Annotated in this window: 12 protein-coding genes; 6 read left to right on the top strand and 6 right to left on the bottom strand. The window is 70.7% G+C overall.

Annotated features, from left to right (window positions below; genetic code table 11):
- Positions 1-108 precede the first annotated feature (108 nt).
- From C667_RS14330 to C667_RS14315, 4 genes are all read right to left on the bottom strand, one after another.
- On the bottom strand, positions 109-981 hold the full coding sequence (locus tag C667_RS14330; protein WP_004366855.1) for a hypothetical protein: 873 nt from the start codon (positions 979-981) through the stop codon (positions 109-111).
- 232 nt (positions 982-1,213) lie between these two features.
- A complete protein-coding gene (locus C667_RS14325) occupies positions 1,214-1,393 on the bottom strand; it encodes a hypothetical protein (protein WP_004366854.1) in 180 nt (59 codons plus the stop codon).
- Between the two features lie 79 nt (positions 1,394-1,472).
- Entirely contained in the window at positions 1,473-2,219 is a 747-nt protein-coding gene (locus C667_RS14320) for a pentapeptide repeat-containing protein (protein WP_004366852.1), read from the bottom strand.
- Positions 2,220-2,329: 110 nt separating this feature from the next.
- A complete protein-coding gene (locus C667_RS14315; protein WP_157302343.1) occupies positions 2,330-2,845 on the bottom strand; it encodes a hypothetical protein in 516 nt (171 codons plus the stop codon).
- A gap of 276 nt (positions 2,846-3,121) precedes the next feature.
- On the opposite strand from C667_RS14315, the gene C667_RS14310 reads away from it, so the two are divergent.
- The 6 genes from C667_RS14310 to C667_RS14285 all read left to right on the top strand — a co-directional run bounded on the left by C667_RS14310 (position 3,122) and on the right by C667_RS14285 (position 9,699).
- Positions 3,122-4,450 (top strand): MFS transporter, encoded by a 1,329-nt coding sequence (locus C667_RS14310; protein ID WP_004366848.1) that lies wholly within the window; start codon positions 3,122-3,124, stop codon positions 4,448-4,450.
- Between the two features lie 393 nt (positions 4,451-4,843).
- Entirely contained in the window at positions 4,844-7,027 is a 2,184-nt protein-coding gene (gene ovoA / locus C667_RS14305; protein ID WP_004366846.1) for a 5-histidylcysteine sulfoxide synthase, read from the top strand.
- Positions 7,024-8,103 (top strand): ADP-ribosylglycohydrolase family protein, encoded by a 1,080-nt coding sequence (locus tag C667_RS14300; RefSeq protein ID WP_004366844.1) that lies wholly within the window; start codon positions 7,024-7,026, stop codon positions 8,101-8,103. The genes ovoA and C667_RS14300 overlap by 4 nt, the downstream gene beginning before the upstream one ends.
- Before the next feature lie 166 nt (positions 8,104-8,269).
- Positions 8,270-8,818 carry a DUF3617 domain-containing protein gene (locus C667_RS14295; protein ID WP_004366841.1) on the top strand — a complete coding sequence of 183 codons (549 nt, stop codon included), beginning with the start codon at positions 8,270-8,272 and terminating at the stop codon, positions 8,816-8,818.
- A gap of 166 nt (positions 8,819-8,984) precedes the next feature.
- A complete protein-coding gene (locus tag C667_RS14290) occupies positions 8,985-9,260 on the top strand; it encodes a hypothetical protein (RefSeq protein ID WP_039921624.1) in 276 nt (91 codons plus the stop codon).
- 163 nt (positions 9,261-9,423) lie between these two features.
- Positions 9,424-9,699, top strand: a complete 276-nt coding sequence (locus tag C667_RS14285; protein WP_004366838.1) for a hypothetical protein — start codon at positions 9,424-9,426, stop codon at positions 9,697-9,699.
- 30 nt (positions 9,700-9,729) lie between these two features.
- On the opposite strand, the gene C667_RS14280 is transcribed toward C667_RS14285, so the two are convergent.
- Both C667_RS14280 and C667_RS14275 read right to left on the bottom strand, forming a co-directional pair.
- Positions 9,730-10,590, bottom strand: a complete 861-nt coding sequence (locus C667_RS14280; RefSeq protein WP_004366835.1) for a fused MFS/spermidine synthase — start codon at positions 10,588-10,590, stop codon at positions 9,730-9,732.
- Positions 10,591-10,673: 83 nt separating this feature from the next.
- A complete protein-coding gene (locus C667_RS14275) occupies positions 10,674-12,119 on the bottom strand; it encodes an alanine/glycine:cation symporter family protein (RefSeq protein WP_004366833.1) in 1,446 nt (481 codons plus the stop codon).
- Positions 12,120-12,478: the final 359 nt, after the last annotated feature.

Here is a 12,478-nt window from a genome sequence, read left to right as displayed (position 1 = left end):
AGGCCAGCGCCGAGCGCGGCGAGAAGCTGGAGCGGTGCGAGAGCGGGGTGTGGCGGGCGAGCAGGCCGCGCGGGCGCAGGGCGAGGGTGTTCATTCCGCGTCCTCCGCTCAGCACGCCGCGGGGCCGGCCCACCAGCCGCTCATCAGGCCTTCGGGGCGCTGCGGTGCGCTCACCCGCGCACTCGCCTCCCAGGCCTCCATCTGCACGTCGAGCCCCGCGAACACGCCGTAGCCGGCGCCGGCGCGGATCGCCTCCCCCGCCGCCAGGCTCTCGCCGGCACGGATCGCGCCCGCGGCGGCGATCACCCCGCCGGCCTTGATGCCCCAGCCGGCCTCGAGGTGCATGCCGGCGCGGATCGAGCCGCCCGCGGTGATGCCCTGTGCGGCGCGCAGCGTGGTCTCGACCTGGATGTCGCCGCCCGCCTGCAGGCCCTTGGCGCAGCGCACGCCCTCGTCGGCCTGCAGGTCGAGGCCGACGTACGCGTTGCCGGCGACGCGCAGGCGGCCGCCGCAGCGCAGGTCCCAGCCGGTGCGCAGCTCGCCGTCGCAGCGCAACTCGCCGGCGCAGTCCACGCCCCAGCCCACGCGCAGGTCGCCACCGACCTGCAGGTCGCCCTCGACGCGCACGCTGCCTTCCACGCGCAGGTCGGTGCCGACCTGGACGTCGCCGCCTGCGCGCACTCCGGCGCCCGCCTGCAGCGAGCGACCGACACGGAGCACGCCCTCGACGTCCACGCCGCCGCGCACCTCCAGGGTGCCGGCAAACACGATGGCGTCGGCCTCGATCGCGTCGACCACGCGCAGCTCGTCGGTGGGGCCGAACTGCTCGAGCAGCCAGCACGCGTCGCCGACGCGGCCGGCGGCGACCATCCCGTCGAGCATGGCCTGGTAGTTGCCGCCTTCGCCGAACTGGCGGACGAACCAGCGGAATCCATCGGTGCAGGGCCGCTTCGCCCTGACGAAACTTCTTGTGAGAACCATCGCATCCCCCTCGTGCATCGCATCGCCACGCGGCGGCGTGGCGTTCCGGGTGCAGCCCCGCGGGGCAATGCCGATGGCCGGGAGGGTCCGGATGGACCGTGGCCGGACCGCCAGGCTTGTCGATGAGCGGTCGATGGGCGGGAAGCTGGAATGAGAGACCCGCGGCGGCTGCACGTTGAACGGGAGGCGCGGCGTGCGCGTCCCGGGCAAGGTGCCGTGCGGGGGGTGGGGCTCAGCCCCTGTGGTGGCCCCGCACGGCTTGGGAAAGCACGGCGGGAGATCCTGTGACCTTGAACGCGAGCTGGGTCGCGAGATCGCGCAGCGGCGACACGATGCCGCGCGCGCGCACACGCACGCCCGCGCGCAGCGAGGCGCGACGATGGGCGAGGCGGAGGCGGGCGGGCAGGTTCATGCGGCGCTCGATCGGTGGAAAGAGGCCGTATTGTAGGCCAGGAAGCGGGCGATTGTCCCGGGCCGGCTCCCTGGCGCGCTCACTTGGCCATCCCCATCTGCGGCGCGATGAAGAGCTCGGTGACCTGCGCGGGCAGGTTGCGCGCACGCGAGAAGTCGCTGCGGGCGACGTCGGCGTGGGTGAAGTCGGCGCGCTCGAGCTCGGCCTCGCGGAACACCGCACCCGCCAGCGAGGCGCCGGCGAGCCGCGTGCCGCGCAGGGTCGCGCCGCTGAAATCGACGCCCTCCGCTTCGGCGCCGGTGAAGTCGCTGCCCGAGAGGTCCGCGCCCGCCATGCGCGAGCCGCCGAGCACCGCACGCAGCGCGAAGCAGTCGCGCAGCCGCGCGCCCTCGAGGTCGGCGTCGGGCATCAGCAGGTCCTTGAGGTGGGCGCCGCTGAAGTCCGCGCGCGGCGCGCGCGTGCCGATCAGGTTGGAGCCGAAGAGGTAGCTGCGCCGCAGGTTGGCGTCGCTGAGGTCGGCGCCGTCGAACTTGGCGTGGAAGAGATCGGCGTCGGGAAACTGCGCCGCCTTGAGCTGTGCGCCACGGAAGTTGACCCAACGCGCCGAGGCCTTGTCGAAGCGCGCGCCGTCGAGCCTTGCGCCGGCGAAGCTGGCGTTGTCGAGGAAGGCGCCGCGCAGGTCGATGCCCGCGAGGTCGCGCCCGGAGAAGTCGCAGCCGTTGAGGTCGTGCGCCGCCGCCGGGGCGGCGCAGTCGCCCCTGGGCAGGGACTGGGCGCAGGCGGCGAAGGAGGTGAGCGCGAGCAGGAGGGCGAGGGGCGGCTTCATGGGCTGGGCTCCGGTGCGGCAAGGCGTCGATTGTGTCGGCGGGTCGGAATCATGCTGGCAGCGCAAGCGGCGGACCGCGACGCCGATCGTTCCGCCATCCTGGGTGGGCGTCAGAGAAAGCCTCCGCTTGTCCACGGCCGGATCGCGTCGGCGCTCGCGCCGGTGCCGAACTTGACGTCGCCGCGGCTCCAGTCTCGGAACTGGAAGTGGGTGTCGTTCACCGCGAGGTAGTGCAGAACGAGGCGCTCGGCGATGAGCTGGGCGGCGTGCGGCTGGTTGTCACTCTTGTAGAGCATCCTGTCCTGATCGCTGGAGGCGGGTCGCAGGGTGTCCGTCCACCCGTCGAGCATGCCCACGACCCACACCCTGCGCACGTCGGAGAGGGCCTTTCCCGTGGACATCAGGGACCTCAGCTCGCTCAGCATGACCTTGTAAGAGGGGTTGTAATCCTCCACTCCTCGGCCATGAGTCTGCCGCTGCAGGGGAAACATGCTGAGGTGGGCTCCCCATTTGGCGCCATCGGCCGTGATGCAGGTGATCGTCAGGCAGCTGGTGACGCTCGGATAGATCAACTCGTCGTTCCAGGTCGCACTCCCGACCTGGCCCTCCATGACTTTGGTTGGCATGTTGGACTCCCGAATGGTGGATCGTTGGAAGCAGCGGTCGCGCGCTCGCCGGGGCGGCTCGTCCTGTGGCTCGCGGGCACCTCTCTGTATTGTTTGTAGACCGCAAGGCGGCTTACGTGAAGGCTGCGGCGTCTTTTTCCCGTGGCGGGAACCGGGTAAGGTCGTGGCGGGGCGCGCGAGGCCCCGGTGCTCACCTCCGGACGCAATCGGCGAACAACGCATGCATGCACACATCCCACGGCTCGACCGTTCCCCGGCTGCGATGAGGAAAGCGCCATGAGCAGCCAGTTCCGCCTGCTGCGGGAGCGCCGCTTCCTGCCCTTCTTCCTGACCCAGTTCCTCGGCGCCTTCAACGACAACGTCTACAAGAACGCGCTGGTGGTGCTGATCACCTTCCAGGCCGCGCGCCTGGGGGCGGATTCGCCCGCGGTGCTGGTGAACCTCGCCGCCGGCATCTTCATCCTGCCCTTCTTCCTGTTCTCGGCCACTGCCGGCCAGCTCGCCGACAAGTACGAGAAGAGCCGCCTGATCCGCGCCACCAAGCTGCTCGAGATCGCGGTGATGGCGCTCGCCGTCGTCGGGTTCGCGCGGATGTCGCTGCCGCTGCTGCTCGTCGTGCTGTTCCTGATGGGGACGCAGTCGGCGCTGTTCGGGCCGGTCAAGTACGCGATCATCCCGCAGCAGCTCGCCGACGACGAGCTGGTGGGCGGCAACGCGCTGGTGGAGGCGGCGACCTTCGTCGCCATCCTCGCCGGCACCATCGTCGGGGGGCTGCTGGTGATGGGGGATGCCGGGCCCGGCCGCGTGGCGGTGGCGGTGCTCGGGGTCGCCGTGCTCGGCTGGTGGTCCAGCCGCGCCATCCCGCCCGCGGCGGCGGCCGATCCCGGGCTGCGGGTGAACTGGAACCCTTTGACGCAGACGCGCGAGATGCTGCGCTTCATGCTCGAGGCGCGCACGGTCTTCGCCGCCATCGTCGGCATCTCGTGGTTCTGGTTCTACGGTGCCTTGTTCCTGTCGCAGTTTCCCGGCTTCGCCGCGGATCATCTCGGCGGCGACGAGCGCGCGGTGACCCTGCTGCTGGCGCTGTTCTCGGTCGGCATCGGCACGGGCTCGCTGCTGTGCGGCCGCCTGTCGCGCGGGCGGGTGGAGCCGCGCAGGGTGCTGCCGGGGGCGATCGGCCTTAGCCTGTTCGCGCTCGACCTGTGGTGGGCGAGCCCGGCGGCGGGCGCCTTCGCGCCCGGCCAGGGGCTGGACGCGCTGTTCGCCCGCGCCGAGGTGTGGCGGGTGGTCTTCGACCTGGTGATGATCGGGGTGTGCGGGGGGTTCTTCATCGTGCCGCTGTATGCGCTCGTGCAGCAGCGCTCGTCGCCAGCGCACCGCGCGCGCGTGATCGCCGGCAACAACATCCTCAACGCGCTCTTCATGGTCGCCGCCGCGGCGATGGGCGCGGGCCTGCTCGCCGCGGGCTTCGCGGTGCCGCAGCTCTTCCTCGTCACCGCCGTGCTCAACGCGGTCGTCGCCGCCGCGCTGTTCGCCTGCGAGCCCGCCTTCCGCCGGCGCAGCGCCGCTCCTACATCCCGCCCGGGGCCGCGGCGGTTTCTGTAGGAGCGCCGGCAGGCGCGAACACGGCGGCGGGTGGCGGCGGCCACGTCGTTCGGGGGCGGCTGCATTCGCGGCTGCCGCCGCTCCTACATCCCACCCCGGGGCCGCGGCGGTTTCTGTAGGAGCGCCGGCAGGCGCGAACACGGCGGCGGGCGGTGGCGGCCATGTCGATCGGGGATGGCTGCATTCGCGGCTGCCGCCGCTCCTACATCCCACCCGGGGCCGCGGTGGTTTCTGTAGGAGCGCCGGCAGGCGCGAACACGGCGGCGGGTAATCGGCGCGCGTGCGGAGCGTCCCCGCCCCATTCGTGCTCTCTGGTCCCGCACTCGCGCTACCTTCCCGCCCCGAAAGGTGGAAAATGCATTCCATCCGTCCCCCAAGACCAGGATCCCCGCCATGAATCCAGCATCGCAAGCGACCCCGAGCGCTCGTCCTGCCCAAGCCTCCTCTCCCGCCGGCAGCTCCGCTCCCCTCTTCCCGCGCACCCCGCTGCTCGCCGGCACCGACGTCGAGGCCAAGCGGGCCGAGCTGCTCGCCTACTTCCACGCCACCTTCGACCGCTACGAGTCGCTGTTCGAGGTGCTCGCCTGTGACGAGGCCTACTACAAGAAACCGATCAGCCTGCGCCACCCGCTGATCTTCTACTTCGGCCACACCGCGACCTTCTTCATCAACAAGTTCCTGCTCGCCGGCCTGATCGAGCAGCGCATCGATCCGCGCCTGGAGTCGATGTTCGCGGTCGGCGTGGACGAGATGAGCTGGGACGACCTCGACGACGCGCGCTACGACTGGCCCACGGTGGCCGAGGTCGCCGCCTACCGCGACAAGGTGCGCGCGGTGGTCGACCGCGTGATCCGCGACACGCCGTTCACGTTGCCGATCGGCTGGAAGGATCCGTTCTGGGCGGTGGTGATGGGCATCGAGCACGAGCGTATCCACCTCGAGACCTCGTCCGTGCTGATGCGCCAGCACGCGCTGCAGTACGTCAAGCCGCATCCCGCCTGGCCGCCCTGTGCCGAGCACGGCGAGCCGCCTGCCAACGCGCTGGTCGACATCCCCGCCGGCGTCGTGCAGCTGGGCCGCAGCTTCGACGAACCGATCTACGGCTGGGACAACGAGTACGGCACGCACCGCGCCGAGGTGCCGGCGTTCCAGGCGGCGCGCTACCTGGTGAGCAACCGCGAATACCTCGGCTTCGTCGAGGCCGGCGGCTACGCCGACGATGCACTGTGGGACGAGGAGGGCCTGGGCTGGAAGCGTTACGCGCGCGCCGAGCATCCCACCTTCTGGGTGCCGGATGCCGCCGGCTGGAAGCTGCGCCTGATGGCGGAAGAAGTGCCGATGCGCTGGGACTGGCCGGTGGAGGTCAATTGCCTGGAGGCGCGCGCCTTCTGCCGCTGGAAGGCGCGCGAGACCGGCCAGCCGGTGCGCCTGCCGACCGAGGACGAGTGGAACCGCATTCACGACCACGTCGGCCTGGCTGACGTGCCGCACGATGCGCCGGCAAACGCCAACCTGCATCTGGACCACTGGGCGTCGAGCTGTCCGGTGACGCGCTTCGCGCATGGCGAACTCTTCGACGTGGTCGGCAACGTGTGGCAATGGTGCGAGACGCCGACCTATCCGTTCGACGGCTTCGATGTGCACCCGATCTACGACGACTTCACCACGCCGACCTTCGACGACCGCCACGGCATCATCAAGGGCGGCAGCTGGATCGCCACCGGAAACGAGTCGCGCCACGCCGCGCGCTACGCCTTCCGCCGCCACTTCTTCCAGCACGCGGGCTTCCGCTACATCGTCAGCGAGGCGCCGGTGCTCAACCCGGCCTCGACCTACGAGACCGACGCGCTGCTGTCGCAGTACGCCGAGTTCCACTACGGCGACGAGGCCTTCGGCGTGCCCAACTTCCCGAAGGCGCTCGCCGACATCGCGATCAGCGCCCAGCGCCGCTTCGGCAACGGCCAGTTCGGCCGCGCGCTAGACCTCGGCTGCGCCACCGGGCGGGCGAGCTTCGAGCTGGCGCGCGCCTTCGCGCGCGTGGTCGGCATCGACTTCTCGGCGCGCTTCATCCAGGCCGGCGCCAAGCTCGCCGAGACCGGCGCGCTGCGCTACACCCTGCCCGACGAGGGCGAGCTGGTGAGCTACCACGAGCGCCGGCTCGACGCGCTCGGCCTGGCCGAGATCGCCGGCCGCGTCGAGTTCTGGCAGGGCGACGCCTGCAACCTCAAGGACGTGTTCACCGGCTTCGACCTCATCCTCGCCGCCAACCTGATCGACCGCCTGTACAGCCCGCGCCGCTTCCTCGCCGACGTCACCCGCCGCATCAACCCCGGCGGCCTGCTGCTGCTCGCCTCGCCCTACACCTGGCTGGAAGAGCACACCAAGCGCGAGGAATGGATCGGCGGCTTCAAAAAGGACGGCGAGTCGTACACCACGCTCGACGGGTTGAAGGACCTGCTCGCCGCCGACTTCGAGCTGGTGCAGGGGCCGCAGGCGGTGCCCTTCGTGATCCGCGAGACGCGGCGCAAGCACCAGCACACGCTGTCGGAGCTGACCATCTGGAGGAAGCGCGCATGACTGCCATTGACCGCGAAGCCGTGATCGACCGCGCTGCCGGCGCCCTGATGGGCGCCTTCATCGGCGACGCGCTCGCGCTCGGCCCGCACTGGTATTACGACCTCGATGAGCTGCGCGCGCGCTACAGCGAGTGGATCGATGGCTACACCACGCCCATGCCCGACCACTACCACGCCGGGATGAAGGCGGGCGAATCCTCGCAGGCCGGGGTGCTGCTGCGCCTGACGCTGGAATCGCTCGCCGAGCGCGGCGGGTATGACGAGGCCGACTTCTGCCGCCGGCTGGACGAGGATTTCTTCCCGCAACTGGACGGCAGCCCGATGCAGGGCCCGGGCGGCTACACCAGCCAGTCGATCCGCGAAGCCTGGAGGAAGCGCGTGCAGCAGGGCCTGCCCTGGGGCCAGGTCGGCGGCAACGCCGACACCACCGAAGCCGCCGAGCGCACGCTTGCGATCGCGGTGCGCTACGCGCTCGACCCGGCTGCGCTGGCGGATGCCGTCACCCGCAACACCGTGCTCACCCAGACCGACGGCACCGTGGTGGCGATGACGGTCGCCTTCGGTGCGGTGCTCGGCATGCTGGTCGAGGGCCACACGCTCGACGCGTCGATCTCGGCGAAGCTGATGGCGCGGGTCAAGACCGGCGCGCTGCCCTTCCACACCGTCACCTCCGGCAACCTGCAGGCGCCCAAGGCCGGCAGCGCCGAGGCCCCGACCGCCGGCCGCTTCCCATCGCCGGACGCGCTGCTGACGCAATCCTCGATCGCGCGCGCGGCGCGCGACCCGGACGTGCGTATCGAGCCGGCGTGGAAGGCGTCGCTGGTGTACGGCATGCCGTGCGCGGTGTATCACCAGTTCCCGGCCGCCTACTACCTGGCGGCACACTTCGCGGACGACTTCGAGTCGGCGGTGCTGCATGCGGTCAATGGCGGCGGGCAGAACCTGGCGCGGGCGATGCTCACTGGGGCGCTGGTGGGGGCGCAGGTGGGGCTGAAGGGGATCCCGCGCCGCTTCGTCGATGGGCTGGCGGATCACGCCGCGCTGCTCGCGCTGGCGGGCCGGGTTTCGCCGCGGTAGCGGGCTGCACGCTCACGCTCACGCTCACGCGCCGCGGCGTCGAAAGATCCGCTCACGATCTTGCCTGGCTGCGATGGACCGTCTCCGGCGCCTCGCCTGCGATAATGCACGCTTCGAAGCCGGGCGCGCTTCTCCGCCCGCTCGCCGCACCAGGAGGACCGTCCCGATGACCCCGCTCCGCGCCACCGCGCTCGCACTCGCCCTGGCCTGCACCGCGCAGGCCGCCCATGCACTCGACAACCTCCGCCCCGGCCTGTGGGAGTTCCGCTCCACGCGCCTGAGCGTGGCCGGGCTGCCGGACATGTCCGCGCAGATGGGCATGCTGCAGCAGCACATGAAGGCCCTGCCGGCCGACACCCGGCGCATGCTGGAGCAGCAGATGCAGCAGCGCGGGGTGAGCCTGGGCGCGGACGGCAGCGTACGCAGCTGCATCACGCCCGAGCAGGCGCGCCAGGACAACATCTTCGCCGGCAAGGTCGAGGGCAACTGCACGCTCACCCGGGTCGAGCGCAGCGGCAACACGATCCGCGGCAGCCTGAGCTGCACCGATCCGGCCGCAGAGGGCGACTTCCATGCTCGCGTCGAAGGCCCGGAGCACTTCGTCACCCGCGTCAAGCTCGCCTCGGTGCGCGGCGACCTCGACCTCGAGACCGATGCGCGCTGGCTCGCCGCGAGCTGCGGACCGGCGGGCGCCGCCGCGAAACCGGCGCGCTGAGGGCGCGCTGAGCGCGCGCTCAGGCCGGATTGAGGCCAAGCATCGCCGTCTGCGCGCGAGCGTGACGGATTGCAGCCCCGCGAGACTTTCGCGCTACCCGTTGCGGGCTGTATGACGGATGATGTTAACAGAAGGACGGAGACCCATAGCCAGCGAGCCCAAGACCATGAAAAGCCATCTCGCCGAAGACATCCGCATTGCCAGGCCGCGCTTTCACCTGCAGACCCGCGACGGCCTCTACGCCCCGATCGCCTTCCTGTTCGTGACCGAACGCATGCGCGACGACATCCTCCACGAGCGCGCGCTGCTGGTCTCGACCTTGCCGCCCGCCCAGCGCGCACGCCAGCAGAAGCTGTTCGAGCGCTACGACCCGGTGGCGGGCGCGCGCGGTTTCACCGCGCTGCTCGAGCTCTATCGCTACCCCTTCGCCGGCTCGCATTGAGCGCCACCGCGCCGCTGGCGCCGCGTGCGAAACGCATGTGGCGGGATCTTTTTTACGCTTCCATGGTCGTTCAATCGGGTGTGTCCGCCTTCGGCCCGCACCCACCGCCTTCCGATCCCGCATGGTGCGGGACAGGCATGCCTTTCGACCGCACGACGGAGCCATGAAGAGTCATCTCGCCGAGAACGTCCAGATCGCCCACCCGCGTTATCACCTTTCGTCCGACGACGGCCTGTACCGGCCGATCCCATTCCTGTTCGTGAGCCCGCGCATGCGCGATGACATCCTCGACGAGCGCGAGATGCTGCTGTCGGCACAAGCCGCGACGCTGCACGAGCGCCAGCAGAAGCTCTTCTCCAGCTACGATCCCGCGCTCAGCGCCGAGGCCTTCCGCCAGCTGCTGCGCCTGTACGGCTACCCCTTCAACAATCGGCGCTGAAGCCGCCCCGAAGAGACGCTGGCCGCCCGCTCAGCGCGCGAGCCGCCAGGCATGGCCCTGGCGCTCGCCGGCCTCGAGCGCGCCGGCGAGGTTCGGAAAGTCCAGCCCGGTGCGCGCCTGCAGGGCGAGCGCCTGGCTGCGCATCCAGCTCCAGCGCGGCGCGAAGACTGGGTCGCGGAAGGCGAGCAGGATGTGGTTGCCGTCCTCGCGCACCGGCATCGCGATCACGCGCTCGTCGAACACCTCGAGCAGGCGTGCGACGTGGGGTGCGAAGGACTCGCGCGTTCCAGCGAGGTTCATGACCAGCACACCGCGCCCGCCCAGGTGGCGGAAGGCATTGGCGTGGAAGTCGGTGTGGAGCAGGGTCTCGGCGACGCCCTCGGCGCCGAAGGCGTCGATCAGCAGCACGTCGCTGCGCGTCTCGGTCTCGCCCAGCCAGCGCACGCCGTCGGCGTGGAGCACGCGAAAGCGCGCGTCGTCGGCGGGAACGCCGAAATGCCGGCGCAGCGCGATCACGTCGGCGTCGATCTCCACCACGGTCAGCTCGGCCGCCGGCAGGTGGCGGTGGCAGAAGTTCGCCAGCGAGCCGCCGCCTAGGCCGATCATGCCGATCCGGCGCGGGCGCGGATTGAACAGCAGGAAGGCCATCATCGCGCGCGCGTAGGCGAGCACGAGCGCGGCCGGGTTGGCGATGTCCATCACGCTCTGCACGTAGCCGAGGCTGAAGTGCAGCGCGCGCAGACCGCCGTTCTCGAGCACGAAGGGCTTGCCGTAGTCGCCCGCGACGAGGCGGGCGGCGAGCGCGGCGGCGTCGCTGCCTGGCGGCTCGAGCAGGCGCACCAGGCCGGGCTCGGCGGGGAAGGGGCTGGGCAGCTCGAGGAGGCTGTGCATCGGATCGATGGTGGTGCGGCGGACCCGGTCCGCAACGCACGTGGCGTCCGGCCCGGGGGGGTTCGCTGCGGGCGCCGCCAGCCTCAGTCCCAGATGCCCGGCTCGAGCCTGCTGCGGATCTCGGGGTATTCGCGGGCGTCGAAGCTCGGCAGCTTGCCGGCGGCGCGCTGGGCGTTGTAGTCCTTCGCCAGCTTCACCACCAGGCCCGAGAGCAGCAGGATGGCGACGAGGTTGGTGATCGCCATCAGGCCCATCGCCACGTCGGCGAAGTTCCACACGAAGGGCAGCGAGCCGATCGCGCCGAACATCACCATCGCCAGCACGATCAGGCGGAAGATCAGCAGGCCCGCGGGGTGGTTGTGCTCGATGAAGACCAGGCAGTTCTCGGCGTAGAAGTAGTTGGCGACGATCGAGGTGAAGGCGAAGAACAGCACCACGATGGCGAGGAAGTACTTGCCCCAGCCGCCCACCTCGCTGGTCAGCGCGTTCTGCACCAGGCCGACGCCGGTGCCCTCGACCGGGCCCGCGAGCAGGATGATGGCGGCGGACGCGGTGCAGATCAGCATGGTGTCGATGAACACGCCGGCCATCTGCACGTAGCCCTGCGAGGCCGGGTGCGGCGGGTAGGGCGTGGCCGCGGCGGCGGCGTTGGGCGCCGAGCCCATGCCGGCCTCGTTGGAGAACAGGCCGCGCTTGAAGCCGTTGAGGACGGCCGCGCCGATGCCGCCGGCGGCCGCCTCATGCAGGCCGAAGGCGCTCTGGAAGATCAGCGCCAGCACGCCCGGCACCTCGCCGAGGTTGGCGAGGAGGATGCCGACCGCCACCACCAGGTAGCCGACCGCCATGAAGGGCACGGCGAGCTCGGAGAAGCGCGCGATCGAGCGCAGGCCGCCGAAGATGATCGCCGCGGTCAGCAGCACGATCGCCACGCCGATCACCAGCGCGGCGATGGCGACCTCGTTGCCGCCCAGCTGGATCGTGCCCAGGTCGAGCCCGAAGGCGCCGACCATCGCGCTGGCGATCGTGTTCGACTGCACCGAGTTGAAGGCGAAGCCGAAGGCGATGATCAGGAAGATCGAGAACATCGTGCCCGCCCAGCGCTGGCCCAGCCCCTTCTCCATGTAGTAGGCCGGGCCGCCGCGGAACTGGCCCTTGTCGTCGCGCTGCTTGAAGAGCTGCGCCAGCGTGGCCTCGGCGAAGCCGGTGGCCATGCCGACGAGGGCGATCACCCACATCCAGAAGATCGCACCCGGGCCGCCGAGCGTGATCGCCACCGCCACGCCGGCGATGTTGCCGGTGCCCACGCGCGCGGCGAGCGAGGTGCACAAGGCCTGGAAGGAAGAGATGCCGGAGGCGTCGGAGCGGCGGCTGCCGCGCAGCACCGTGAACGTGTGGCCGAAGTGGCGCAGCTGGATGAAGCCCAGGCGCAGGGTGAAATAGAGGCCGGTGCCGACCAGCAGCCAGATCAGGATCTTGCCCCAGAGCAGGCCGTTGAGCAGGTCGACGACCTGGTTGGCGAGTGCTTCCATGTTTGGTCTCCAGCCGCGGGTGGCAGCGTTTCGTCATGAAGCCCGGATCGCGGGCGGGTAAGCGAGGGCGCGATTCTAGCGCGCCGATCGGCGATCACCGGGTTTTTCGCCGGTATCATCGCGGCATCGGCTGCGAGCGCGACATCCTCCGCAGCGCCATGCCGCCGGCGTGAAGCTCCGTCGCTGCGGCCAACCGAACCCGGGAATCCGATGATGCGCCCTTCCTCTTCACGCGGGTGGCGGACACGCCTCGCGCGCCGCCTGGTCGCCGTCGCGGCGGCCGCCGTGGTCCTCTCCTCCCCGCCGGCCGCCGCGCTCGAGCTGCCGCGTGAGCGCGCGGTGGCGGGCGGGGTCGCCCT

It is taken from the genome of Thauera phenylacetica B4P, assembly GCF_000310225.1.
Lineage (GTDB): Bacteria > Pseudomonadota > Gammaproteobacteria > Burkholderiales > Rhodocyclaceae > Thauera > Thauera phenylacetica.
This window is presented reverse-complemented; position numbering and strand designations above follow the sequence as displayed.